Source organism: Mesorhizobium sp. M0060 (genome assembly GCF_040323155.1).
In the GTDB taxonomy this organism is placed as follows: domain Bacteria; phylum Pseudomonadota; class Alphaproteobacteria; order Rhizobiales; family Rhizobiaceae; genus Mesorhizobium.
Genome location: NZ_JAMYUP010000035.1, coordinates 22,814 through 48,339 on the forward strand (window position 1 = coordinate 22,814; position 25,526 = coordinate 48,339).

At 62.7% G+C, this 25,526-nt stretch carries 18 protein-coding genes and 6 pseudogenes; 5 read left to right on the top strand and 19 right to left on the bottom strand.

What is annotated here, in order from left to right; all coding sequences use genetic code 11:
• Position 1: 1 nt before the first annotated feature.
• Genes NKJ94_RS25765 through NKJ94_RS25775 form a run of 3 tightly spaced genes read right to left on the bottom strand, consistent with a single transcriptional unit; the run spans position 2 to position 3,077 of the window.
• Positions 2 to 1,150, bottom strand: a complete 1,149-nt coding sequence (locus tag NKJ94_RS25765) for a dihydrodipicolinate synthase family protein (protein WP_352529023.1) — start codon at positions 1,148 to 1,150, stop codon at positions 2 to 4.
• Positions 1,151 to 1,158: 8 nt separating this feature from the next.
• The gene (locus NKJ94_RS25770) at positions 1,159 to 1,938 is read right to left on the bottom strand and encodes a 3-ketoacyl-ACP reductase (RefSeq protein ID WP_352529025.1); all 780 of its coding nucleotides are present in this window, start codon (positions 1,936 to 1,938) and stop codon (positions 1,159 to 1,161) included.
• Positions 1,935 to 3,077, bottom strand: coding sequence for an acyl-CoA dehydrogenase family protein (locus tag NKJ94_RS25775; protein ID WP_352529027.1), 1,143 nt, complete (start codon positions 3,075 to 3,077; stop codon positions 1,935 to 1,937). The genes NKJ94_RS25770 and NKJ94_RS25775 overlap by 4 nt, the downstream gene beginning before the upstream one ends.
• 156 nt (positions 3,078 to 3,233) lie before the next feature.
• Here NKJ94_RS25775 and NKJ94_RS25780 point away from each other — a divergent pair, with 156 nt between their 5' ends.
• Positions 3,234 to 4,250 (top strand): aldo/keto reductase, encoded by a 1,017-nt coding sequence (locus NKJ94_RS25780; RefSeq protein ID WP_352529029.1) that lies wholly within the window; start codon positions 3,234 to 3,236, stop codon positions 4,248 to 4,250.
• A 42-nt stretch (positions 4,251 to 4,292) separates the two neighbouring features.
• On the opposite strand, the gene NKJ94_RS25785 is transcribed toward NKJ94_RS25780, so the two are convergent.
• Genes NKJ94_RS25785 through NKJ94_RS25795 form a run of 3 tightly spaced genes read right to left on the bottom strand, consistent with a single transcriptional unit; the run spans position 4,293 to position 7,931 of the window.
• Positions 4,293 to 5,552: a glycerate kinase type-2 family protein gene (locus NKJ94_RS25785; protein ID WP_352529031.1), complete on the bottom strand. Its 1,260-nt coding sequence runs from the start codon at positions 5,550 to 5,552 to the stop codon at positions 4,293 to 4,295.
• 37 nt (positions 5,553 to 5,589) lie between these two features.
• Positions 5,590 to 6,363 carry an enoyl-CoA hydratase/isomerase family protein gene (locus NKJ94_RS25790; protein ID WP_352529033.1) on the bottom strand — a complete coding sequence of 258 codons (774 nt, stop codon included), beginning with the start codon at positions 6,361 to 6,363 and terminating at the stop codon, positions 5,590 to 5,592.
• Positions 6,360 to 7,931 (bottom strand): acyl CoA:acetate/3-ketoacid CoA transferase, encoded by a 1,572-nt coding sequence (locus NKJ94_RS25795; protein ID WP_352529035.1) that lies wholly within the window; start codon positions 7,929 to 7,931, stop codon positions 6,360 to 6,362. Before NKJ94_RS25795 ends, NKJ94_RS25790 begins: the two co-directional genes overlap by 4 nt.
• 133 nt (positions 7,932 to 8,064) lie before the next feature.
• Between NKJ94_RS25795 and NKJ94_RS25800 the strand changes: the two genes are divergently transcribed.
• On the top strand, positions 8,065 to 8,883 hold the full coding sequence (locus NKJ94_RS25800; RefSeq protein WP_352529037.1) for an aldo/keto reductase: 819 nt from the start codon (positions 8,065 to 8,067) through the stop codon (positions 8,881 to 8,883).
• Positions 8,884 to 8,934: 51 nt separating this feature from the next.
• Here NKJ94_RS25800 and NKJ94_RS25805 read toward each other — a convergent pair whose 3' ends face one another.
• From NKJ94_RS25805 to NKJ94_RS25835, 7 genes are all read right to left on the bottom strand, one after another.
• On the bottom strand, positions 8,935 to 10,587 hold the full coding sequence (locus NKJ94_RS25805) for a GMC family oxidoreductase (protein WP_352529075.1): 1,653 nt from the start codon (positions 10,585 to 10,587) through the stop codon (positions 8,935 to 8,937).
• A complete protein-coding gene (locus tag NKJ94_RS25810; protein WP_352529039.1) occupies positions 10,587 to 12,083 on the bottom strand; it encodes an aldehyde dehydrogenase family protein in 1,497 nt (498 codons plus the stop codon). Before NKJ94_RS25810 ends, NKJ94_RS25805 begins: the two co-directional genes overlap by 1 nt.
• A 24-nt stretch (positions 12,084 to 12,107) precedes the next feature.
• Positions 12,108 to 13,079 (bottom strand): zinc-dependent alcohol dehydrogenase, encoded by a 972-nt coding sequence (locus NKJ94_RS25815; RefSeq protein ID WP_352529041.1) that lies wholly within the window; start codon positions 13,077 to 13,079, stop codon positions 12,108 to 12,110.
• A 73-nt stretch (positions 13,080 to 13,152) separates the two neighbouring features.
• The gene (locus tag NKJ94_RS25820; protein WP_352529043.1) at positions 13,153 to 14,094 is read right to left on the bottom strand and encodes an ABC transporter permease; all 942 of its coding nucleotides are present in this window, start codon (positions 14,092 to 14,094) and stop codon (positions 13,153 to 13,155) included.
• Positions 14,095 to 14,102: 8 nt separating this feature from the next.
• Positions 14,103 to 15,608 carry a sugar ABC transporter ATP-binding protein gene (locus NKJ94_RS25825; RefSeq protein WP_352529045.1) on the bottom strand — a complete coding sequence of 502 codons (1,506 nt, stop codon included), beginning with the start codon at positions 15,606 to 15,608 and terminating at the stop codon, positions 14,103 to 14,105.
• 8 nt (positions 15,609 to 15,616) lie between these two features.
• A complete protein-coding gene (locus tag NKJ94_RS25830) occupies positions 15,617 to 16,582 on the bottom strand; it encodes an ABC transporter permease (RefSeq protein ID WP_352529047.1) in 966 nt (321 codons plus the stop codon).
• Positions 16,583 to 16,653: 71 nt separating this feature from the next.
• Positions 16,654 to 17,769 carry a sugar ABC transporter substrate-binding protein gene (locus tag NKJ94_RS25835; RefSeq protein ID WP_352529049.1) on the bottom strand — a complete coding sequence of 372 codons (1,116 nt, stop codon included), beginning with the start codon at positions 17,767 to 17,769 and terminating at the stop codon, positions 16,654 to 16,656.
• Between the two features lie 272 nt (positions 17,770 to 18,041).
• On the opposite strand from NKJ94_RS25835, the gene NKJ94_RS25840 reads away from it, so the two are divergent.
• Positions 18,042 to 18,695, top strand: coding sequence for a TetR/AcrR family transcriptional regulator (locus NKJ94_RS25840; RefSeq protein ID WP_352517369.1), 654 nt, complete (start codon positions 18,042 to 18,044; stop codon positions 18,693 to 18,695).
• Between the two features lie 353 nt (positions 18,696 to 19,048).
• Here NKJ94_RS25840 and NKJ94_RS25845 read toward each other — a convergent pair.
• From NKJ94_RS25845 to NKJ94_RS37620, 5 genes and pseudogenes are all read right to left on the bottom strand, one after another.
• A pseudogene (locus NKJ94_RS25845) lies at positions 19,049 to 19,180 on the bottom strand (hypothetical protein); the annotation flags it as partial.
• Positions 19,131 to 19,713: pseudogene (locus NKJ94_RS25850) on the bottom strand (ArdC-like ssDNA-binding domain-containing protein). The pseudogenes NKJ94_RS25845 and NKJ94_RS25850, both read right to left, overlap by 50 nt.
• Before the next feature lie 795 nt (positions 19,714 to 20,508).
• Complete coding sequence (locus tag NKJ94_RS25855; RefSeq protein ID WP_352529051.1) at positions 20,509 to 20,919, bottom strand: DUF982 domain-containing protein; 411 nt, start codon at positions 20,917 to 20,919, stop codon at positions 20,509 to 20,511.
• Between the two features lie 74 nt (positions 20,920 to 20,993).
• Positions 20,994 to 21,377: pseudogene (locus tag NKJ94_RS25860) on the bottom strand (transketolase); the annotation flags it as partial.
• Between the two features lie 333 nt (positions 21,378 to 21,710).
• A pseudogene (locus NKJ94_RS37620) lies at positions 21,711 to 21,770 on the bottom strand (recombinase family protein); the annotation flags it as partial.
• Between the two features lie 6 nt (positions 21,771 to 21,776).
• Between NKJ94_RS37620 and NKJ94_RS25870 the strand changes: the two are divergent.
• Positions 21,777 to 22,265, top strand: a pseudogene (locus NKJ94_RS25870) (Tn3 family transposase); the annotation flags it as partial.
• Here NKJ94_RS25870 and NKJ94_RS25875 read toward each other — a convergent pair.
• Positions 22,258 to 22,598, bottom strand: a pseudogene (locus NKJ94_RS25875) (Tn3 family transposase); the annotation flags it as partial. The pseudogenes NKJ94_RS25870 and NKJ94_RS25875 overlap by 8 nt on opposite strands.
• Positions 22,599 to 24,098: 1,500 nt before the next feature.
• On the opposite strand from NKJ94_RS25875, the gene NKJ94_RS25880 reads away from it, so the two are divergent.
• Complete coding sequence (locus tag NKJ94_RS25880; RefSeq protein WP_352529055.1) at positions 24,099 to 24,872, top strand: MurR/RpiR family transcriptional regulator; 774 nt, start codon at positions 24,099 to 24,101, stop codon at positions 24,870 to 24,872.
• Positions 24,873 to 25,526: the final 654 nt, after the last annotated feature.

Genomic DNA, 25,526 nt, shown 5'->3' on the forward strand with positions numbered 1-25,526 from the left:
CCTACGCCCCGTAAACAGCGAGCAACTTCTTCATGCGCTCGACGGCGCGGTCGGGATCGCGCAGCAGGCCGCACTGGTCCGCCTGACGGAACACCTCGACGAAATACGGCAGCGGCCGCATCGCCTGGGCGCCGTTCAGCATCACGAAGTGATCCTGGAAGCCGTTCAGCCAGGCGAGGAAGACGACGCCGGTCTTGTAGTATTGGGTGGGCGCGCGGAAGATCAGGCGAGCGAGCGGCACGGTCGGGTCGAGCGTTGCACGGAAGCCCGCCTTGTCGCCGTCGCCCAGCCGCTCCACCGCATAGGCGGCGGCCGGCGCGAGCGGGTCGAAGATGCCGAGAAGGGCGTGCGAAAAGCCCTCGCTGTCACCTTCGATGAGTTCCGGATAGTTGAAGTCGTCGCCCGTATACATTTTCACGCCGGCGGGCAGACGACGGCGCATGACGACCTCCTTTTCCTTGTCGAGAAGTGAGATCTTGATGCCGTCAACCTTGGCCGTGTTCGCTTCGATGACGGCGAGCGCCGTCTGCATGGCGGGTTCAAACGCCGCGTCGCCCCAATAACCGGCGAGCTGCGGATCGAACATATCGCCGAGCCAGTGCAGGATCACCGGCTCGTCGCAGGCGGCGAGCACATCGGAATACATCCTGACGTAGTCTTCCGGGTTTTTTGCGACGCGCACCAGAGCACGGGAGGCCATGAGGATGAGGCGGCCGCCGAGCTTCTGAATGGCTTCCGCCTGTTCCAGATAGGCCCGGCGCACATCGTCCAGACTCGCCACTGCCGCGGGGTCGAGATGATCCGTGCCGCAGCCATTGGCGACCACCGCATCCGGCAGTTCCTCGCGGGTGCGGCGGATCAGCTCCAGTGCGCCCGGCCAGTCGAGACCCATGCCGCGCTGCGCCGTATCCATCGCCTCGGCAATGCCGAGGCCGAGGCCGGCGAGATGACGGCGAAACTCCATCGTCTTGGCCCAGTCGACCTTGGCGCGACCCGACGGATCGTTCGCAGTGAAGGGATCGGCGACGACGTGGGCGGCCGAGTAGACTGTTCGCGCCGGGTTCATGCCACGCGTGGCGGCGGCGATTGGCTTTCCGGTCAGGGCATAGTCCGCAAGGCGGCCAGCGGTATCGGGAAGGGCGATTTTCATGAAAACCCTCAGAAGCGCGGGACGAGCATGCCGGCATCGGCTGGGATCGACAGTCCGGTTGTGTAGGGAAGCCGGCCTGTCGCAAGCGAGGCAATCAGCGCACCGACCTCCTCCGGCTCGCCGACACGCGGGAAAAGCGTGAGGCCCTGCGCGGCCCGTTCGCGATAGGCCTCGATAACCTGCGCGGTCATCTCGGTGGCAATCAGGCCCGGCTGGACGTCATAGACGGCAATGTTCTCGCGCCCGAGACGGACGGCGAGAGTCTTGGAGATCATGGCGGCGGCGGCCTTCGAGGCGCAGTATTCCGAGCGCTGCTCCGCCACCGCGACCGCATTCGAAGACGTGACATTGACGATCGAATGGAAGAGTGGCGGCCGCGCGCGTGCAAGCAGACGACGCGCGAAGGCCTGGCTCAGGAAGAACATAGCCTTCGTGTTGACGGCAAAGCACCGGTCCCAGCTCTCCTCGGAGACCTCCATCATGTCTCCGCGCTTGAGCACGCCGACACCGGCATTGTTGACGAGCGTGGTAAGCGGCCCGAGCTTTTCCTCGACCGCATCGATCGCCGCACCGTGACCGCCGATCGCAGCGACATCGAACGCGGCGGCGACGACGGGGACGCCATGGGCGGCGGCGCGCTCGACCGCGGCGGCAAGTTCGGCGTCCTCAGCCGGCCCGTTGACGGCGACCGCAAATCCTTCCTTCGCCAGAGCTTCAGCAACGGCAAGGCCGATGCCGCGCGAGGAGCCGGTGACGAGCGCGACCGGCCGGGCAGACGCGGCGCTCATGCCCTAGCGCCTTTCTTCAGGAGTTCGCGCGCGATGATCATGCGCTGGATCTGGTTCGTGCCTTCATAGATCTGCGTGATCTTTGCATCGCGGTAGAGCCGCTCCACCTCGAAGCCGCGGATATAGCCGGAGCCGCCAAAGACCTGCACGGCATCGGCGGTACGCTGTACAGCCATGTCGCCGGCAAAGCACTTGGCGATGGAGCAGGCTTTGGTCGCATCCGCGCCGCTGTCGATTTTCGAAGCGGCAGAATGGACGAGCAGGCGTGCGGCCTCGATGTCCTTCGCCATGTCGGCCAGAAGCCATTGCACGCCCTGGAAGTCGGCGATCGCCTTGCCGAACTGTTTGCGCATCCCGGCATAGTCGAGGGCGGCCTCCAGGCCGGCCTGTGCGATACCGACGGCGAGTGACGCAATGCCGACGCGCCCCTTGTCGAGGACCGACATCATCATGTGGAAACCGCGCCCCTCGGTGCCGAGCAGGGCATCTGCCCGAAGGCGCACATCGGTGAAGTTCAGCGCGCCGACCTGGCTGGCGCGCTGGCCCATCTTGTGCTCCTTCGGCCCCTTCTCGACGCCGGCCGCATGCAGGTCGACGATGAAGATCGACATGCCGCGATTGCCGGCTTGCTTGTCGGTTCGCGCCAGCACGAAACCGTAGTCGGCCACCGGCGCATTGTGGATCCAGATCTTGCCGCCGTTCAAACGCCAGCCGTCGCCGTCGCGCTCGGCCGTCGTGCGGATGCCCGAAACATCAGTGCCCGCCTCCGGCTCGGTGATGCAGTAGGCGACCTTCGAGCGCATGCCGAGTATTTCCGGCAGCAGGGCCTGCTGGCTTTCAGTACCGTGGCGCACCAACAGGCTTGAAATCAGTTCGACCAGGCCGCACTGGTCCGCGACGGAAGCATATCCGCGGCTCAACTCCTCCATCACAAGGGCATAGGTCAGCGTGTCGAAGCCCGGCCCGCCGAGGGCTTCCGGCACGCCTATGCCGAATAGGCCGAGCTTTGCCATTTCGTCGTAAAGAGCCGCCGGGAAGCGTTCCTCGCGGTCCAGTTCCTCGGCCACGGGCCGGATCATTTCGTCGGCAAAGGCGCGCGCCATCTCTCGCACCTGCTCCTGCGTTTCAGTGAGATACATGGCCCTCGCCTCTCGCCTAGTAACTATCCGGTTATATACATTCTCCGGCCGCAAGACGTCAAGGCGGAAAAATCTGCGACCGGGAAGGAAGCTGCTTGCACAGGGGTTTGGTCCGTGCTTATTTATTCACCATCTGGTTACTTATGGAGGAGAACCATGCACCCTGGCGAAAAGAGGAAATTCGGCCGAACAGAACTTGACGTCACGACGTTCGGCTTTGGGACCGCGCCCCTCGGCAACATTTTCCGCGAGATCGACGAAGCCACATCCGGGGCTATGTTCGAACGCGCATGGGCCGCCGGCGTACGGTTCTTCGACACCGCGCCGATGTATGGCCACGGGCTTGCCGAACTGCGCACGAGCCACGCCCTGCGCTGGAAGGAGCGAGACGATCTCGTCCTCTCCTCCAAGGTCGGGCGCCTGCTGCGACCGGCACGGCGCGACACCATCGATTTTGCGCCGTGGACGAATGCTGCGCCCTTCACCATGCATTTCGACTACAGTTACGACGGCACGATGCGCGCCTTCGAGGACAGCCTGCAGCGGCTGGGGTTGGAGCGGATGGACATGTGTTTCATCCATGACATCGACGTTTTCACACGCGGGAGCGAGCAGCCGGAAGTGTTCGAGCAGGCGATGGACGGCGCCTGGCGCGCGCTGGAGCGGCTGCGCTCGGAAAAGGTCGTGAAGGCGATCGGCGTCGGCGTCAACGAATGGCAGGTCTGCCATGAGGCCCTCCGCCGTCACGATTTCGACTGCTTCCTGCTGGCCGGCCGCTACACCCTCCTCGAACAGGACGCGCTCGACGCGTTCCTTCCGCTGTGCGAGGCACGTGGCGCGGCGGTCGTCGTGGGCGGCGGCTTCAATTCGGGAATCCTTGCCACCGGCGCGAAGGAAGGGGCGAAGTACAATTACGCGCCGGCGCCGCGCGACATCCTGGAAAAGGTCGCGAAGATCGAGGTGGTCTGTGCGGCGCATGGCGTGCCGCTGGCCGCCGCCGCACTGCAATTCGTGCTCGCCCATCCTGCCGTACCCTCTTTCATGGCGGGGACGCGCACGGTCGAACAGCTTGACCAGAACCTTGCCTGGTTCTCCCATCCGATCCCGGCAGAGTTCTGGGCGGATCTCAAGAGGCAGGGCCTATTGCGCGAGGACGCACCCGTTCCGGGCTGAGCTCGCATCAGCCCGCGCTGCAACAAGCGGCGCGGGCAACCTCTAACGGATCAGGATTGCCCTGAAGTCATTGATATTGGTTCCCGTCGGGCCGGGCACGAACAGGTCGCCGAGACGGTGGAAAGCCGTCCAGGCGTCATTGCCGGCAAGCAAGACGGCCGGATCGGCCCCTTGCTCCCGCAACCGCTGCGTGCTTGCGCCATCGGCAAAGGCACCCGCATTGTTCTCTGAGCCATCGATGCCATCCGTATCGGCAGCAAGTGCCGCGAAGGGAACCCCTTCGCCAGCGAGCGCGAGCGACAGCAAAAACTCCGTATTGCGCCCGCCCTTGCCACCTCGCTTGATCGTCACGGTCGTTTCGCCGCCGGAGAGAATGGCGACCGGGCGCACGAACGGGCGGTCACGGCTGGCGACCTCGCGGGCGATGGCGGCGTGAACACGCGCGACGTCGCGCGCCTCGCCCTCGATGCTATCCGACAGGATGACGGCGGGCACGCCAAGCGCTTCCGCCCGTCGTGCCGCAGCCTCCAGGGAGAGACGCGCGGAAGCGATGACGTGGACGTCATGACCGGCAAAGACCGGGTCATCCGGCGACGGCGACTGCCCCTCATCTCCACCAAGCCAGGACTCGATCCGATCCGGCAGCTTGATGCCCCATGTCTTGACGAGCGCGCGCGCCTCTTCTCGATTGCTCCCGTCCGGCACGGTCGGCCCACTGGCGACCTGTGCCGGGTCGTCGCCCGGCACATCAGAGACGACGAGCGTCACGACCTTCGCGGGATGGCAGACGGCGGCAAGCCGTCCGCCCTTGATGCCGGAGACCTGTTTGCGGATGGCGTTCATGACGGAAATCGGCGCGCCGCTTGCAAGAAGCGCGCTGTTCAGGGCCGCCTCATCCTCCAGCGTCAGAGGCCCGGGCGGGGCAGGCAGAAGCGCCGAGCCGCCGCCACACATCAGAGCAACCACGAGATCATCCTCGGCCAGCCCTTTTACAGCATCGAAAAGCGCTTGAGAGGCTTCAAGTCCCGCAGCATCCGGAACGGGATGGGCCGCTTCGAGCACACGGATCTTCCGGCAGGGCGCGGCGTAGCCGTAACGTGTCACCACAACGCCTTCCAGCGGGCCTTGCCACAGCCTTTCGAAAGCCGCGGCAAGCTGCGCGGCGCCCTTGCCCGCGCCGATAACGACCGTTCTTCCCTTGGGAAGCGCCGGCAGATATGCGCTCAAGACCTTTTCCGGATCGGCAGCCTCAACCGCGGCACGAAAGAGCTCTGAGAGAAAGTCTTTGTCTTCGGGCTTCATTAGACCGCCATAGTTCAGGATTTCGGGCAATCGGGCGCTATTTGCCGAAACGGGCCGGTCGCCTCTGCCGGTATGCGGCAAGCCCCTCGGCCAGATCGTCGGACTTTGCCGCCACGGCGCCGGCCAGCGCCTCAACGACCCGCTCGCTTTCCTCGCCTTCGGCCGCGTTGATCAGCATCTTCGTCAGCTCCGTTGCTCGCGGAGATCGCTTCAGCACGCGGGCTGCGGCGTCCTCTGCGGCGGCGCCACCCTCGCCCGTCGCCACGACCTGATCGACGAGCCCGAGCGCGAAAGCCTGCTTAGCAGAGTAGACTTCGCCAAAAAACGCCATGCTGCGGACAAGCTGCGTGCCGAAGCGGCGCGAGGCCCGCTGCGTGCCGGACCAGCCGGGAATAATCCCGAGGCCGGCCTCCGGCTGGCCGATCTTCACATGCGCCTCGGCAATGCGAAGGTCGGCGCAGGCCGCAAGCTCGAGCCCGCCGCCGAGCGCATGTCCGTTCAGAACGGCGATCAGCGGCACGGTGAGACGTGCCAGTGCATCGAAGGCATCATGCCCATCGCGGAGCCAGCGCCGCGAGAAAACATCCGCATCAAGGCTGCTCCACGCCTCGATGTCGCCGCCCGCGCAGAAGGACCGCGCCCCCTCGCCCGACAGGATGGCCACGCGCGCATCCGAGCCCTCGATAGTGCGGCAAGTCTGCAAAAGAGCGTGGATCATCTCGCTGTCGATCGCGTTCAGCTTTTCCGGACGGCGGAGTGTCAACCGGGCGATGCGGCCCTCGATGACGAGGTCGATCCGCGGGTCGCTCACAGCGCGAGCCCCATGGCTTCCGGCCGGAAAAGCGCATCGTCCATAGTCTTGAGCGTCTCGGAGACACGCAGCGGCGTCGCCGCCCGGTCGAGGACATCGCGCTGGAGATGAAGCCCGGGGGCGATCTCGGTGACGACCAGTCCGTCCTGCTCCAGGCGGATCACGCAGCGTTCCGTGATATAGGTGATGTCCTGGCCCTGCGCGCGCGCACGTTTTCCGGAAAAACTGACCTGATCAACTTTTGGCACGAACTTGGCGATGCGGCCCTCCATGTCGATCACCAACCGGCCGTCCTCGATGTGCATCTTGGCGCCTGCATTGAAGTTGCCGGAGAAGACGATTTTTTTTGCACGCGACGTGATGTCGACAAAACCGCCGGCGCCAGCGGTGCGGTGTGGCGTTGCCGCCAGGCGGCTGACATTGACCGAGCCCTCGGCGTCGATTTCCAGGAAGGACAGGAGCGAGCAGTCGAAGCCGCCAGCCTGGAAATAACAGAACTGGTGCGGCGATGCGACGAAGGCCTCGGCATTGGAAGCGCAGCCGAATTTGAAATCAAGAAGCGGGATGCCGCCGACGGCGCCCTGCTCGATTAGCCAGGTGATTTTGCCGTGATGCCCTTCCTCGATGAGGATGCGCGGCACGTTGGCCGAGATGCCGAAGCCGATATTGACGGCCCAGCCATCCTGCAGTTCCCGCGCCACGCGGCGGGCGATGACCTTGCCAACATCGAGGGCCGGCAGGCGGAAGGTTTCGAGTGGCCGGAAGAGTTCGCCGGAAATCGCCGGGTCATAGGGCGTCGCCGTCGTCTGCAATTGATCGGGCGCCTCGACGATGACGTCGACGAGGATGCCGGGGACGCGCACGTCATGGGGCCGCAGGGTGCCGCTGGCCGCCACCCGCTTGACCTGCGCTATGACCAGACCGCCGGAATTGCGGGCCGCCAGCGCCATTTCCATAGCGCCTAGCGTCGCGCCCTCCTGTTCGAAGGTCAGGTTGCCCTTCTCGTCGGAGGTCGTCGCGCGGATGATCGCAACATCGGGGCGAAGCGCCGGGAAATGCAGCCAGTCCTCTCCCGCGAACGAAACCCGCTGAACGATCGGCTCGGCGCGCGCACTCGCATTCATCGCGCAGCCTTCCTGATCGGGATCGACGAAGGTCTCCATGCCGACTTTGGTGAGCACGCCGGGACGCTTGGCGGCGCCCTCCCGGAGCATGTCGAAGACGATGCCGGAGGGCACGTTCCAGGCTGCGAGCTCCTCATTCAGGATCATCTGCCAGACCAGCGGCGGCTCGGCATTGCTTGGCCCCGAGGGATAGGAGCCGCCGATGATCTTCTTCAGCATGCCCGGCTTGGCGATGTGGTCGACGCCGCGGGTGCCAAAGAAATCGCCGGCCGCGATCGGGTGAATGGAGGTGAGGCCGCGCGGATGGCCTTCGCGATCAAAGCGTTCGCCTAGCGCCTTGAGAACGGCGTCAGGGCAACACAGGCCCGACGAAGAGTTGACTGCGACGACCGCACCATCCCTGACGAGTTGGGCCGCCTCCTCCGCCGTCTTCACCTTCTTCATCGACTTCACCTCCGTTCCGCATTAAGTAACTAACTAGTTATAGATTAAACACGGCCTGGGCAATCGGGCAAGCAGGATTTTCGCGTCGACGCGCATGGCGCCATCGATGCTCCCAGACAGCCAAGGAGGAGGCATGAACATCTATTTCCAGAAGAACTTTCAGCGCGGCTTCGGCACCTTTCCGCTGAAGGGAGACGACCTCAGACACGCGATCGATGCCGCCATCGGCGCCGGTTACCGAGCGTTCGATACGGCGCAAATGTACGGCAACGAGGCCGATACGGGTGCGGCACTCGCAGTCTGCGGCGTCGCGCGGGAAGAGCTCTGCATTACCACGAAGGTGCATCCGGACAACTATTCAGAAGAAAAATTCCTGCCCTCGGTCGAGGCCAGCCTGAAGGCATTGCAGATCGATCGCGTCGATGCGCTTCTCCTGCACTGGCCGCCGGCAGACGGTGACGTCGCGCCATCCCTGCGCCTCCTGCAATCCGCCCGGGACAGGGGTCTTACGGATGCCATCGGCGTCTCGAACTATACCGTACGCATGATGCATGTGGCGCGCGCCGTGGTCGAAGGACCGCTCGTCACCAACCAAGTGGAGTTTCACCCGCTGGTCAACCAGCAGAAGCTCCTCGCCGCCGCATCGGAGACGGGCATCCCGCTTTCCTCCTACGCGTCCATCGCCCGCGGCGAAGTGTTCAAGCACGGTCTTTTCGCCGAGATCGGCAAAACTTACGGAAAATCTGCTGCACAGGTCGTGCTGCGCTGGACTCTCCAGAAGGGTGTGCCGCTCAACACGATGTCAACGAAGCCGGAAAACATCCGGCGGAATTTCGACATCATGGATTTCACGCTGTCGTCCATCGACATGGACAGGATCGACGCCCTGAACGCGACCGGTTACCGCATTGTCAAGCCGGGGCAACTGCCCTGGGTCCCCCAATGGGACTGACGCAGAAGGGCGGCCGCAAGGCCGCCCTTCTGCTTGAGAAGCCTCGATCGATCAGGCATTGCCGCGGATCATGTCCGATGCCTTTTCGCCGATCATGATCGTCACCGCATTGGTATTGGAACCGACGAGGCTCGGCATGATGGAACTGTCGCAGATGCGGATGCCATCGAGGCCGTGGACGCGCAGTTGCGGGTCGACCACAGACATCTCGTCCCGCCCCATCTTGCAGGTGCAGGTGGGGTGATAGGAGGTACGCCCGTATTGGCGTGCATAGGCGACATAGTCTTCCTGCGTGCGCACGTTTCTATCGGGAAAATGCAACGTTTTGATGCATTTCTGCAGGGAAGGCTGGCCAAAGATTTCCTGACTGATCTTCACGCCTTCAGCGGAAATCCTCACATCGTCGGGGTCGCCGAGGAAGTTCGGATCGATAACGGGCAAGGCGCGCGGATCGGCCGAGCGCAAGGTCACGGTTCCGCGCGACTTCGGCCGAAGCGTATAGGAGTTGAGCGTGATGCCGGACGCGCCCTTCGGCACGCTCGGTACGCCTGCCTCCGCCCCCGCGCCCGCAAGGAAGTGGAACTGCAGGTCCGGGGTCGGGCTCGCCTCGTCGCCATACCAGAACGCCCCACCCTGCACGACGTTGGAGGTGATGCGGCTCGCCTTGTCGCCATACCAGAACGCCCCACCCTCCACGAGGTTGGAGGTGATGGGGCCGGACTTGAAGAGCGTGTACTGAATGCCTGCCCAGATCGACCAGTGCAACTTGTTGTATTTGTCGAGGCTATCGTGGTTCTTCAGTTCCGCGACGATGTCGACGCCAAAATGGTCCTGGAGGTTCTGCCCTACGCCGGCCATGTCCTGCACCACCTCGATGCCGTGGCTGTTGAGCGCATCGGCCGGCCCGACGCCGGAGAGCATCATCAGCTTCGGCGTGCCGATGGCGCCAGAGGTAAGAATCACCTCGCTTTCCGCCCGCGCCGTCGTGCGGTTGCCGCCGGCCTCGTACTCGACGCCCACCGCACGGAGTCCTTCGAAGACGATGCGCAGGACAAGCGCACCGGTGACGACCGTCAGGTTCGGACGCTTCAGGGCCGGACGCAGATAGCCGACGGCCGCCGAGCAGCGCCGGTTGTCGCGCGTCGTCGTCTGGTAGACGCCCGCCCCCTCCTGCACCGGGCCATTGAAATCCGGATTGTAGGGAATGCCGAACTCCTGGCAGCTCTGCACGAAGGCGCGCGTCATGCGTTGCGGCTCGGGGATGTTGGAGACGCCGAGCGGGCCATCCGTTCCATGCCAGGCACCGGAGAGGATCGAATTGCCCTCCGATCGCAGGAAATATTTCTGGATGTCTTTGAAGCCCCACCCTTCCGCGCCTTCCTCGACCCAGCGGTCATAATCGGCGGGCACACCACGCGTGAAAACCTCGGCATTGATCGACGACCCGCCCCCGAGCACCTTGGCCTGCGCGTAAAGGATCTCACGGTTGTTGGCGTGCTTCTGGGGCGCGGTCTTCAGGCCCCAGGTGAGCGGCCCCGTCGTCATCTTAGCGAAGCCAACGGGCATGTGGATGAGCGGATTGGTATCGCGCCCGCCCGCCTCGATGAGGCACACTCGCGCGGACGGGTTTTCCGAAAGCCGCGCCGCCAGCACGCACCCGGAGGTACCGCCGCCGACGATCACATAGTCATAGCCAGCGGCCATCATGCGATCCAATGCGTGCGCTTGCCGATCTCGACATGAACGGACTTCACCTGCGTATATTCCTCTACCCCATACATCCCCGCCTCGCGGCCCCAGCCGGACTGCTTGAAGCCGCCGAGCGGCATTTCGGGACCGCCGGCCATGATCGTGTTGACCCAGAAGCGCCCGGCGCGAACCCGGCGGCTCACCATCAGTGCCTTGTCGATATTCTTCGTCCAGACACTCGCCGCTAGTCCGTAGACGGTGTCATTGGCGAGCTGAACGGCTTCTTCCAAGGTATCGAAATGCATGGCGCACAGAACGGGGCCGAAAATCTCGTCGCGGGCAATCGCCATGTCCCGGGAAACCCCGGAGAACAGCGTCGGCGCGATATACTGGCCGCGACCAAGATTGATCGGCCCGCCGCCGGTGAGAAGTTTTGCGCCCTCGGCCTTGCCCTTCGCGATGTAGTCGAGGATCGTGGCGTTCTGCGCCTCTGTCGTAATGGCCCCGACCTGAGTCGCCTCGTCCAGCGGATCGCCGACGCGGATCTTCTTCATTTTTTCGACGAGCAGCTTTTCGAATTCGGCGGCGATGGAGCGCTCGACGATCAGGCGCGAGGAGGAGACGCAGCATTGCCCGGTGTTAAAGCTGATGCCGAAGGCCGCGCCGTCGGCGGCGTCTTCCAGATCGGCATCGGCGAAGACGATGATGGGGTTCTTGCCGCCAAGCTCCAGGCCGAGCTTCTTGAAGTTGCTGTCGGCTGCCGCGTGGACGCAGGAGCGGCCGACGGCTGTCGAGCCGGTGAAGGACAGCATGTCGACGTCAGGATGCTCGGACAGCGCCTGGCCAATCCTGCGGCCGGCACCGGTGATGACGTTGTAGACACCGGCCGGAAGGCCCGCTTCCGCCAGCACTTCGGCGAGCAGCAGCGTCGTTGCAGCGGTCACTTCCGACGGCTTCACGATCATCGTGCAGCCAGAGGCGAGGATGAAGGGCACGCGCTCGCAGAGGATCAGGAACGGGAAGTTCCAGGGCGTGATGAGGCCGACGACGCCGATCGGCTCGCGCAGCACCATGCCGAAGAGATCGTCGCCGAGCGAGTTGAAGCTGTCTCCGTGCAGCATGCGCGCCGCACCGGCGCCCGTTTGGAAGCAGGCGATGCAGTGATCGATTTCACCTCGCGCTTGGGAGATCGGCTTGCCGTTTTCCAGCGCCTCCCAATAGGCGATTTCGTCGCGACGGCGGCGCAAGATTTCAGCAACGCGCAACAGGACGCTTCCGCGGGCCGCACCCGAAAGGCCAGCCCAGCGGCGATCTTCGAAGGCGCGGCGTGCCGCGGCGACGGCGGCGTTCAGATCATCGACCGTGCAACGAACCGTGCGCGTGACAGGCGTGCCGTGGCCGGGCGACGTGCGTTCGAAGTATTGCGCGCCGTCTTTCCACTCGCCATCGAGGAAAAAGCCGAAGGTGCGCGCTGCGGCCGGGGCAGAAAGGATCGGGTTTTTCTGGTCCACGGGATACCTCCACTTCGATAGGTCTTACGCCGCAATGGCGATTTGCGTCTTCAGGTCGTGCGGCCGTTCCCCGAGGGTGTCGAAAGCCGCCTGGATATTCTCCAGAGAGTAGCTCGCCTTCGTGAAATCATCCGTGCGGAACCGGCCATGCGATAGAAGGGTCAATGCGTCATGCATATCCTCCCCCATGCCCGCGACGGAGCCCTTGAGGCTCGTCTCCTCCAGAACCGTGCGGAGGATATCGAGGGGGACCGTCTCGCCCCGCGACGTGATGCCGAAGAAGGCGATGTGCCCGCCGCGGCGCGTCAGGTCGAAAGCCTGTTCATAGAGCTTTCTGTTGCCGACGCTTTCGACCACCAGATCCGCGCCGCGTCCGCCGGTCATCCGCAGCACGGTTTTCTTGAGCTCGGCCGGATCGGACACCGCCGCATCCGCGCCGGCTTCGAGAGCCATCCGGGAGCGCTCGGCGGACAGATCGGCGACGATAATGGGGGCCGCGCCGACGAGCCGCATCATCTGGACATGCAGGTTGCCGATCGGCCCTGCGCCGAAGATTACGACCGACTGGCCGAAGGTCGCCCTCGCCTTGCGCGCGGCGCGGACGACGCAGGCGACCGGCTCGGTGAGGACGAGAACTTCGTCAGCGATGTTAGCCTCAACGGGGATCGCGAGGCGCGCGGGCACGGCGACGAATTCGGCGAAAGCCCCATCCCTGCCGATGCCGACCTGGGTGACCTCGGCGCAGTTCAACACCTCATTACGCCGGCACCAGAAGCATGTGCCGCAGCCGATATTAATGTCGACGACCACGCGCGTACCAGGCGCCAGATGGCGCACATTGGTGCCCATCTCAGCAATCGTGCCGCAGAACTCATGGCCGGGGATCAGCGGCAACTGGTCAGCGGCGTAGTGGCCGTTGAAGATATGGATATCCGTGCCGCAAATGCCTGTGCGCGTTACCCGCACCAGTACATCATCCGGCCCGACGGACGGCACCGGAACGTCGCGGAGTTCGAAGCGCTTCGGCGCAGTGAGGACAGCGGCGCGCATGGTGCTCATGGCCAGATCCTCACTTCACGGTGCGCAGCTTTGCGCGGTCGATGGTCAGCGCGATGGCGACGATCAGCACGACGCCGAAAACCATCTGCTGGCGCGTCGCGTCGATCTCGAAATAGAGCATCGAGGCGCGGATGACGGCAACAATGAGCGTACCGACCACGGTGTTGACGACACCGCCGACGCCACCTGTCAGCGGCGTACCACCGACGAGCACCGCAACGATGGCCGGCAGCAGGAAGCCGTTGGCGATCGTCGGCGCACCGCCCGAAAGCTTTACCGCAAAGAGGAGGCCGGCAATGGCGGCGAGTGCGCCCGAGATCGCGAAAGCAAGAATCTTGTAGCGGGCGACATTAAGGCCTGAGGCCGCGGCCGCGAGTTCGCCGGCACCGACGGCCTTCAGGGCACGGCCAAGCGTCGTGCGTCGCTCGATGAAGAGGCAGATCGCGACGAGCGCCGCGGCAATCAGCAGCTCATGCGGCACGCCCCAGGTACGGCTGATCATCCAGCCGAAGGTCTCGTTGCGCTGTGTGGCATCCATGTTGAGTGCGCGCTGCCCGGAGAGCCATTGCGCAATAGAAAAGGCGACACCGCCGACAGCGAGCGTGGAGATAAAGGACGGCACGAAAAGCCGCGTCGTCACATAACCGGAGAGCATGCCGAGCAGGAAGCCGGCAAGCACGCACAGCACGGCGACCCACCCCCCCATGGAGGCGAGATATACCGAGGCGACGACCGTCACCATGTTCGCCATGGACTGGGCCGAAAGATCGATGCCGCCGATATAGATAGCAAAGGTGAGCCCGAGCGCCATGATGAAGAGCGGCACGATATCCCCGGCGATGCCGAGCAGGTTCGAAGGGCGCAGGAAGCCGGGATCGTTGACGCCGACGATCGCCACCAGCATGACCAGCGTAATCCAGGGCAGGTGCGGTTTGAGGCGCTGAATATCCATCTCTTCCCTCACATCATATAGTGCAGCAGGTCGAAGGGCGTGGGCTTGGCGCCCGGCTTACAGGCGAATTGCTTTTGGATTCGCCCGTCCTTTACGACGATGATGGTGTGCGACAGCCCGATCGCCTCTTCGAGCGTATCAGCGACCAGCACGATGCCGACGCCCGCGGCGCTTATGGCACGGATCATATCGTAGACATCTTCCTTGGCCCCGATGTCGAGACCGCGGGTCGGGTGGTCTAGCAGCATGATATCGGAGCCGCCCGAGCGCCATTTGGCGAGCACGACTTTTTGCTGATTGCCGCCCGAGAGATTGCCGCAATCAGCCAATTCCGAATGTGCCTTGATCGACAGTTTCTTGATCCAGTCGCGGGCCAGCGCCCGCTCCTCGCTAACGCGCAAGACCCCACCGCTCGAATGGTTTCGCATCTGCGAAAGCGTCATGTTCTCGTAGACGTTCATGCCTGCGACGATGCCTTCGATCTTGCGTTCGCGGGGCACATAGCCGACGCCATGGGCGACCGACTGGCGCGGCGAATAGCGATTGGCGTCAGCGCCCTTGATCTTGAGATGGCCGGTCGCCGGCGTCAGCATGCCGTAGATCGTGCGCAGGATCGCCTCGCGCCCGGAACCTTCCGTGCCGACGAGACACAGGACTTCACCGGCATGCACTTTGAAGGAGATATCCTGGATGCTGCCCGGCAGTCCGACGCCCGCCATCTCGACCAGCACCTTCGAGCCATCGAACGGCTTCTGCAGGTGTTCTCGGTAATATTGCTTGTCGACGTTGCGGCCGACCATCTTGTGCTGGATGGCCTCCGTCGTCGCGCCGCCCCGCTCCACCACGTCGACCACCTCGCCGTCCTTCATGACATAGATGCGGTCGGAGAGCTCCATCACCTCGTCCATGCGATGCGAAACGAAGATGAAGGAGGCGCGCGTCGTCAGCTCCCGCACAAGCTTAAAGAGCAGCTCGACCTCTTCCTTCGATAGAACCGAGGTCGGCTCGTCGAGCAGGATGACGAGGTCGCCCTTCACCCGCTCCTCCAGTGTCAGAACCTTGGCGAGTTCGACAAGCTGGCGCTGGGCGAAGGAGAGCTTCGAGGTCACCGTCACCGGGTCGATGTCGAGCTTCACCTTAGCGAGCTGCGCCTTGGCCGCGCTCGCCATCGCCTTCCAGTCGACCACGCCGAAGCGGACGAACTGGCGCTCGTAGCCGAGAAAGATGTTCTCCATGACAGAGAGGTTCGGGATCAGGGACTGTTCCTGGAACACCATCCCGATGCCCTTTTCCATCGCCTGGCGCGGATTGGCGAAGCGGACGGACGCGCCGTTGATGAGGACCTGGCCGCCATCCGGCTGGTAGGCGCCGTAGATGACCTTCATCAGCGTGGATTTGCCGGCGCCGTTCTCACCGACGAGACCGACGATCTCACCGCGCTTGATGTGGAAATTGATAGACTTCAGCGCGTGGACGCCGGGGAATTTCTTGTCGACGGCTTTCAGCTCGTACATGGCGCTCCTCACTTAACGAAGGAAACCATCTTGCGGTCGGTGGAAAGCACCACCGCAAGAATGACGAGGAGGCCCAGCACTCCGTCCTGAAGGAAATCGGGCAGACCGATGACGACCATGCCATTGTCGATGACGTTGACGATAAGCACGCCGACAAGCGCGTTCCACACGCCGCCGATGCCGCCCCAGAGCGCAACGCCGCCGACCACCACAGAGGTGATGGAGACGAACATGAAGTTTGCGCCCGTCACAGATTCCGCCTGCCCGATGCGGGCGACGACGAGGATCGCGGCGATGGCGTAGAAGACGCCGGCGAGCGCAAAGCCGGTGACGCGGACGCGGGTGACGTTGAGGCCCGAGGCGTGAGCGAGGTCCTCGCCGCCGCCGACAGCGTAGAAATTGCGGCCGAGCGTCGTGTGGGTTTGGATGAACCTGCCGACGAACAGGAAGAGGGCCGCGACATAGACCATCAGCGGGAAGCCGAGCCAGCGCACCGTGAGCAGGCCGCGGAAGGTGGCATCGCTGACCTTCACGATATCACCGCCGGTCAGCAGGATCGCGGCACCGGTGCCGACAAAGCCCATGGCGAGGCTTGCCATGAAGGACGGGATCTTCAGTTTCACATGCACCAGCCCGTTCAAGAGCCCGAGCATGCCGCCGAGCACGAGCACAAGCGGAATGGCTATCCAGCCGAAGCCGGCGAGCGTGCCGCCAAGCTGGGCGAAGATGAAGGCGAAGGAGACCGCCGTGAGCGAGACCGTTCCCTCCATGGAAAGGTCGATCGAACCCATGACGATGATGAAGGTGATGCCGACGGCGACCATGAGCGCCGGGGCCGCCGCGATCGCGATACGGGCAAAGTTCCGCAAGGAAAAGAAGGTCGGGTTGAGTGCGGTGAAAAAGATCAGCAGCGCGATCAGCACCAGTAACGGCGCCCACTTGATCAAGGTTTCGCGCGAAAGGCGACGTGTCACGTCAGACACCCCTCTAATGAATTTCGTAGGAGACGTGGCGGCAGCGCGTAGGGCTGCCGCCGTACCCATCATCAGGACTTATACTGGATCTGGCCGTTGGACGGGCCCCAGAAGTCCTTCCAGTCGTAGGTCGGCACGGAATCGAGGTACTTCGCCTTGAATTCGGCCGCGTCCTTCGCCGTAACGAGGACCGTCGGCCCATAGAATTCACGATGCTCCTTCGGCTCCTCGGAAGGTTTGAAGGTGCCGATGGCGGCATGGTAGGCGAGTGCAGCGCTGATGCCGCCGCCCCAATGCGGATTGGTGAAGACGGTGGCGAGTAGCTGACCATCCATGACCATCTGCACGGCTTCCGGATTGCCGTCATAGGCGACGATCGGCATGTTCTCGATGCCCTCGGCACGCAGCGCCTCGATGACGCCGTAGGCTATGTTGTCATTGGCGCAATGCACGCCCTTGATCTTGTCACCGTAGCGCGTCAGGAACGAGGCCATCAGTGCCGCGCCCTTCTGGGTGTCCCAGTCGGCCGGCTCGGCATCGAGCAGCTCGACCTTCGGGAAGTCCTTCAGTGCGTTCTTGAGGCCGTTGAGGCGCTCGACGGCCGGATTGTTGGCTGCGATGCCGCCGAGATGGACCACGCCACCCTCACCGCCCATGGCTTTGAAGAGAATGCGGGCGGTTTCTTCCGCCGGCTTTTCGTCCGACCAGGTCATGTGCGAGACATAGTTGTCGCCGAAGTCCCAGGGGTGCAGGTCGTCGGTCTTGTTCCAGATCGTCGACACATAGGCGCCGGCAGCTTGAACGGCCTCGACGACCGGACGGGCGTTCGGGCTGTCATTGGCATCGCAGGCAATGGCGCAATTGCCATTGTTCTTGGCAAGGAAGGCCTTGATGTCAGCGAGCGACTTTTCCGTCGAGCCCTCGTTGATAAGGCTGATGAGTGCACTTTTCGGCTTGCCGAGCGATTCCACGAAGGCCTCGCCGCCGGAGACGACAGAGTTCCAGTATGCCGACGCGCGGTCGCGGTAGCTCCAGGCAATCGCCGGGTCCGTCAGAGCGGCGCGGGCCACACCACCGCCCCAAGGCCCCGGAACGGCAGCCGCACCCATACCTGCCGCCGCGGCGAACAGGAAATTGCGACGGCTGATCGTCTCGCGCTCGATGAAATCCTTGATAAAGGTCGACATTGGTTCCTCCCAATCCTCGATTGAAACGCTTCGCGCGTCACGACTGGCGCTGCTGTCGACAGGAGAGCCTTGCCTTCGGGCGAGGCGCTCCGGCGTGACCTACGCCATTTAACGCACTAACCAGTTACTTCTTTTAGTTTGCCCAAGTCAAGCGGTTTCAGTATGATCAAGACAAGACAAGCAATCGCGTCGAACGGCTGTGACGGACGGCGACGCGCGTGTATGAGTTGCAGGGAAGAAATCCCGACCGCGGCAGAGGGCAGGCGCAAAACATGACGGGCGAACGAAACGAAAAACCGGGACGAAAACCGCGCATCCGCGACGCGGAAGCCACCAAAGCGCGCATCCTCGAGGCGGCAAAAAAAGAATTTGCAAAGAAAGGCTTGGGTGGGGCGCGCGTCGACGACATCGCAGAGAAGGCGAAGGCCAACAAGCGCATGATCTACCACTATTTCGAGAGCAAGGAGGGCCTGTTCCAGACCATTCTCGAAGAGGCCTATCTCGATATTCGCAACGCCGAGCAGAAGCTGCACCTGGAAGATCTTGACCCGAAGGCAGCGCTCGAAAAACTGGTGCGCTTCACCTGGGAATACTACCTGAAGAACCCGGAATTTCTGACGCTCGTCAACAGCGAAAATCTCCATCGAGCCAAGCACCTGAAAAAGTCGGAGATCGTCAAGGTCTCCAGCAGGAAGCTCGTGAACTTGGTCTCGAGCATCCTTGAGCGCGGGGTGAAGGCGGGCGTCCTCCGCGACGGCATCGATCCCGTGCAGCTCAACATCACCATCGCGGCCGTCGGCTACTACTACCTGACAAACCGCTTCACCGGTTCGATCATCTACGAGCGGGACCTGATGGCCAAGGACGCCCTGGAGCAGCGCATCCAGTTCAATATCGATACGATCATGCGGCTCGTTGCCGCTTGACGTTACCGGCCGGCGGCACATTCCCTGAAACGGTCCGGAATCAAGGAAGTCGCGGCGGTGGCAGGCGTCGGTCGCAACGGCATCTTACGTGCTTTCGGGAACCGGCCGACCCTCCGAAGCGACACGCAAGCAGGTGCTGGCGGCGGCGGATGGGTTGTGTTGCAAAGTTTTTCTGCGTCATGAAGGTGGTCGAGACCGGCCGCTGTCATGCCGCCAGTATGGCGAACTGCTCGGCCAGGGAGGGATTTGGGTTGAACGCGTACCTTGCCTGTCGCTTGTCCGCGAGGCCTCGGCAAACAAACGGGCTGCGGCGGCAGTTGGATGAAGTCGCCGCCCGGCGTGTAGAAGGCGCGATTGCCGCCGATGCGAATTTCTGCGCCGCTGGGAGCGATGAACGCCTCGGCCTGCGGGATGATTTCGCGTTTGGGCAGCGGCTCAGACTGGGTGTAAAAACTGCTCGGGCAGGCCCTCGCACTGCGCGACATTGAAGACGGTGAAACGCTTGAGGAAGGGCACCGCCTGCGGCTCGGTGTCTTCTTTTCTAGCGCGTTCCTTCTCGTTCTTCGGGATGAAGCGATCGGCATGAACGATAGTCGAGCCGTGCTCGCCTTTTCGACATTGCCGTAAGCGAAAGCGCCTGCCGGAAGGTGAGCCAGTTCTGGCCGGGGTGGCCGCGCTCGATCAGCGCGCCCCACAGGATCAGGATGTTGATGCCGGAACGTTGCGACCGGTGGCGGCATTCTTCGGCAAGCCAAGAGCTGATTTGGCGCTGCCCGAAGGGTTTGACCCAAGGCAGCGAGCCCCGCTCCAGATCTGCGATGATGCGGTCGGTGATCTCGCAATAAAGGCTCGCCCTTGGAGCCTCGTTCTTGTTCCCGCCCACTTCGCCACGGGCACCACGCTTGCCGGTCTGCGCATGATCTTCGTTTCCGGTCGCTAATCTCCCGCGCCTTCCCCCGTGAGTTGGGTGGGCGGCAGAAAGCGACTGGCTTGGCCCGCTGAACGAGGCGGGCCGCACCCGGAGGGCCGCAACGGAGTGGAGAATGTGAGCCAAGCAGGCATTGCGGCACGCCGCAGCGGGCTTAGAAAGGAGCGTCGCCCACCCCGCGAGCGGGGGCTGGCAACACAAAACAAAACCGCATCGCGAAGCGATGGCCTGAAGCAGCTATCAAATCGCCCTGACCGGCATATCGCTCAAGAGCGACTTGCAGGGCTACATTTGCTTTGAACGTTCTGGGAATGGTGCCGAGCGGTGATCATCGCGCTGACGAGGAGCTCCTGACTATGCCGTAGGATAAGTTCATCACGGCGTCATTGAGGAAGCCGTGGTGACGCCGGCCTGATTCCGTCCACACCTTTGCGCCGGATTCGACCGTTCCCGGCTACTCCGGAGTTTCGTTCCGAGCCCCTTGCCGGCGAAAGCGGGATATAGTGCAGCTGCCATAACATAGCGACGGTATGTGATGAGTTTAGTTTGGGCCGGTGCTTTCGTTGAGAAGCCAAGCCCCGCCCGCGCTCTCCACGCCGGATCGGGCCGCAGCGCTGCGCCGGCTCCCGCTCAGCCTCCAACGAATAGAAAGTCTGCTGTCCGGCGCTCCAGGAGTATGCGTCTCAATCCGCAAACAGGATAGGCGGCAACGCGAGCCGAGGGCGCAGCGCAGTTGGCCAGTTGGCCTATCGCTTGGGCTTGCGGGTCGCTCGCGAGCACGGCGACGACGCGCTTCAAACTCCCTTGCCGCGCTCTGATGGGTCATATCCGACGGCTGTACCAGGCAGCGAGAGGCCGAAGAGATGACCCGTGCCAGAGCTCGGTTTAATCGCCGCGCAGTATCTTTGCTTCGAGTGCGGCCACGACGAAAGCGCCTCGAGCAGCTGGCGACCGAGCCTTCCCACGCAGCACCTGCAGACACACGTCCATTGCTATCCTACTCTTCTCGGTCTGACGACCAATATCCCGCAGCAAGATAGCGGCGGCGTCATTGACGTCGAGCACGATACGCTCTGAGCCATGGCGGCCGACCTGCACAATGACTGGCCTTTCGAATCTGCTCGAGCCGGCCATCTCCCCTCCCCCTTCCCTCCTTGACAGCCAGTCTGCGGCGACAGGCCGAATGCTAAACCGAATGTTACTCGCGCCTCGCCCCAGTCGCATCGGCGAATAGGATTTAGACTTTTGCGGTGCCCGCTTTGCAGGTAGCAATCCACTGCATCGCAGAGGTCGCATCCTCTAATATGCCAACCTGCTTTGCAAAGTCGTAAAGCGCGTTACGCGCCGCACCTACAGGCTTATGCCCATCGTAGACCGTAGCCCTTGATGGTGTAGCAGATGAAGCAGACGGGCCGGTCATGGCTGGAAGCCGCTTCGAAGGCTTCGAGGAGGCTCGGCATGTCATGCCCGCCAAGGTTCGTCATGAGTGCCTGCAACGCGTCGTCGGAGCGGCGTTCAATCAGGGCGGCGACCGGCCCCTGATCTCCGATCTCGTCGAGGAGCCGCTTGCGCCAGGCAGCACCCCCTTGGAAGCCAGCACCGCATAGAGCTGGTTGGGACACCGCTCGATCCACTCACGCAGCTTCTCGCCCCCCCGGCTCAGTGAAGGCTGCCTCTTGCTGCGCACCATGGCGCAGGATCATCACATCCCAGCCGAAATTGCGGAAAATCTGCTCGAACCGCTGCCAGAGGCCCGCAGTCAACGACGAAAACGGGTCACGCTTTGCCCTTGAAGTTCCCAGAGCGAGAGTTTGCAAAGCGTCGGAAGTGCTCACTACGCTGGCCGACTGATGCCCAGTCGCCTCATTTCGGCGATAAACGGTCGATCGGCCGAGACCCAGTGCCTCGCAGCTTCGGTCGGCGACATGTTGGCCTTGATCAGCTTGATGGCGGCCTCGACCTTTTACATGTCGAGCGGTTGCCGACCGGGTTGTCTCCCTTTCGCCCGTGCTGCAGCCACGCCATCTTTCGTGGCGCTCGGAAATCAGCCGTCGCTCGAAATGAGCGATCGCACCGAATACACGGAACACGAGCTCGCCTGCGGCTGAGGATGTATCGATCTTTTCTTCCAGACTGAGCAGGTCGATCTGGCGTTCGCCTCGACGCTGATCGAGGCCTTGGAATTCAAAGGCGGGCGGAGAAGCGCCCGCACGATCGCCGGAATCCGTATGCTCCGCGAACTGAAGAGATCGGGCAAACGCGATGTTCCGCCCGATGCGCTGATGCCGTTCAAGAAGGACTGGCGCAAGCTGGTGATCGGCCCGGATGGCAAGATCAATCGCCCGCTCTATGAAACGGCAATGCTCGCCCATTTGCGCAACAAGCTGCGTTCTGGGGACGTGTGGGTGGAACGGTCTTCCGCGTACCGTCGTTTCGACAGCTATCTCTTGCCCGAGCCGGTGGCCGCACCGATCGTTTCGAAACTTGGGTTGCCGTCAGCCGCCGACGAATGGCTCGATCGGCGCGGCCGGAAGCTCGATTGGCGGCTGAAAAAGTTTGCGCACCGCCTCAAGCGGAACAAGCTCGACGGCGTGCGCCTGGTTGAAGATCGCTTGCAGATTTCTCCTGCCAAAACCACGGCTCTTCGCGGACGTAGGCATCCTGCGTCCAGACGAGTTGGTCGCAGGTGACTCCTTGACTTGCGGCAGCCATGCGGGACAGGCCGAGATTCGTGGCATCGGCAAGGATGGTGGCCAACAGTGCGCTCTCGTTGGGACAGTTTTCGCCGGTGCGCAGATTGGTGAACGCCGTCATGAAGCCTGTTTCGCGGGCGACTTCGTGCAGAAGTTCGGTGATGCGAATGCGTGGCATCATGGCCGAGCGCCGGTCGGCGAGCGCTTCGGCATCGGCGGGACCGTGGTTTTGGCAGGAGAAATCTGCAAGCGATCTTCAACCAGGCGCACGCCGTCGAGCTTGTTCCGCCGGGCAGCCGATGCGTCTCAAGGAACTGGCTGTCGCATTCGGCAAGGCAACGTCGCGGTGCTCGGCGGCGTCTCGTCGGCCTTCATGCTGCTCGCATGGGCCCCTTTTCGATGTGGGAAGTCGCGGGTCGCCTGTTGATCCAGGCCGGCGCCACGGCCCTGCACAAGGCCAAACCGGCGTGCTGCTTGGCGGTCAGTTGAATAGGTGTTCTCCCAGTTGCGCGGTACGAACCTGGTTCTGCGGAATCGGGCGGTGTGATCTTCAAGCAGCTCAAGCGGCTCGGCGCATGCTGCGACTGGTCGCGCGAGCAGAGGCAGAAGACGCTCAGCCATGCTCAACGATATGCCATTGCGGGACCGCTCGGCGATACCGGCAATTCAAGCGGTCGCGTGCCGCAGGCCTCCATCCCTCAACTGGGCTCATCAAGGGAAGCAGAGCCGCCGCACGCCGGTGGCGGCGGGGCGATCTTGGGCGCCTCGGCGCTGCAGCCAGGTCGTTCAACAACAGTTTGCGTAGGTGCCGATAGGGCGTCCTCTTTACTCCGAAGATGCATCCCTTATCGAGGGTCTCAGGGCGGCACTCGTCGACCGGGGGAACAAAGAGGTAAGACGATCCGACTGTTTCGCCGCGTGGGCGGAGAAGAATTCGTCCTGGTGTTGCCAAACACATTAGCTGCTGCAGCGGAGCTGATCATCGCAAGGATGCTCAACTGTGTTCACAACTCACGGCCGCTCAGGGAGAAGTTAGAATTTGGATACACCTTCTCGGCTGGAGTCGCTACTGCTCGCGCGGGCGACACCACCACCGAGATATGCTGGCTCGGGCTGATACGGCTCTCTATTCCGCCAAGATGGCGGGGCGCAATCGCATCCATCTTGCAGCTTGAACCAATCTGCGCCGATACTGCGTTACATAGGTGAAGAACGCCAAGGTGGGTTCGTCTTCGTAGCCGTGGGAGTGGCTCAGACCCAGTCAATCGTAAGAGTGCACAAGACCTAAAGCGCTAGGACCAACGGAGGGCTCAGCGGAGCAGGTTGGCCCCCGAAAGGTGCGACTCCGGCCTCGTCCGGGGGACTTGCGCCGCTGGAGAATGCGATGTTTGGTCGATCTGGCTGCCACACAGCGGGCCACCTTGGCTGGCTTACACAAACTTTGCCATCAGGTCGGCATGAACCTGTGCTCCAGCTGGAATGCGTGTACCAGAAATTCGCGGACACCGATGGAGAATCCGGTTTTTGGGTCGGAACGCCGTTGTCGTCGGAATCCGCACTGACATCTAAAGCGTGGTGCTCGGAATGGCTGCCGCCGCGAGCGAAGCAGGCCGGAAATCCGGCATCGAACTTGTCTTTGATCTGCGTCAATGCACCTGCAGCAGACTCGAGTTATTCAGGGGATTTCCCTTGCCTTCGGGTAGGGGAGTTGAGTTCCAATTGAATCGCACACCTTAGGACAGTATGCAAGAGCCCCGACGGACACAGCAATCACTGCTAGACATGATCCATGATGTAATCAATACGGCTCCGAATGCGCTCGCACGTATAGCTCTGTATATTGAGCAAGATCCGAAGGCTGTTCTAACGATGTCCATCGCCGACCTAGCGCACGACACCGCAACTGGGCCTGCTTCAATAATAAGATTTTGCCGAAGGCTGGGACTCTCGGGATTCCGCGAGTTTAAGATTGCGCTCAGCGGCGACATTGAGCGGGTAACGCTGATTGAGCTGGCTGAACGCGCCGCACCAGAAGATATAGACGTAGCACCGGGGGTCGCCGCTCTCAGTACTGCTTTACAAAGCTCAATTGCCGCGTCCGCTCGAGGTTTTGACGATCTTCAAATTACTGGGCTTGCCAACCGCGTCCGAGCGGCCCGTCGCGTCGAAGTGTTTGGCGCGGGGCCGTCTTCAGTCTGCGCTGATATTTTGGCCATGCGGCTGATCTGGCTAGGGTTCCCCGCGCATTCCTCGGGGTCCGCCACCATGTCTCACGCTCTTGCGCGGAGACTTGGCTCGTCGGGCCTTGCTCTTGGCGTTTCCTCGCTTGGCCACACTGAGGAAACCAGGGCTTTTCTGGCAATTGCGCGCAAAACCGGAGCATACACGATTGCCATTACGACCCGCGCGGACTGCCCGATCGCTCAGACTGCCGACGAGGCGGTCTTGTTTACCTCGGCTGGAGCTTGGCCACAGTCCGGGTCGGCGATGCATGTTCCGCCTGTTGTATTGCTGAGCGAATATCTCTGCCAGTGTCTGCAGGTGAGGGAAGTTTGAACGCCTGACTAGGCTAATCCGGCCAGTTTCGACGCCATACCCGAATCTCACCTTGGGCACGTGCTCGAGCCAGAGGCGGCGAACATGAACCGCCGCGTTTCCTGCGAAGGTCGAGCCGCGCCACCTGGTGCTTGCTGCCAGCCCCCAGCACCGGAGATGAGATCAGGCAAGGGGGACGAGCGTGAGTAAACTCGACGAGCACCCGCCGCAACAGACATTTTAGCCTATTTGGCAAGCCACGGCCTAGCCGGAACGGTGCTGGGTCCAGACGGTATCATCAGCGCAATAGCTCGAGGATGCGAAGCGACCACTTTGTTGATCGTGCCGTGGCTCGAAAGAGGGTGTCAACTGCTGTCGGGCCTTTTCGATTGCCGGCAATCTGCGCATTTCGCAAAAGCCGGACAGGGGTGGGGTACACTCCAGGGCTGTGTCCGGGAATTGCCGAAACACGCAGGCAATCTGCACTATGGGTCGGCGAGTCAAGCAGCGGGGATTGGTCAAGCCCCGTCGTCATGACGCGGATCAAAAGACGATTTTGAGCTGATTCCGAGTTCGCGGGAGCGGTTGCGCAGGACCGACTACGCTTCTCATCCTGTTGGAGGTTCTTTACGAAGCCCTGTCCGAGCAGTCCTCGAAAACAGATGTGCAGCCGCA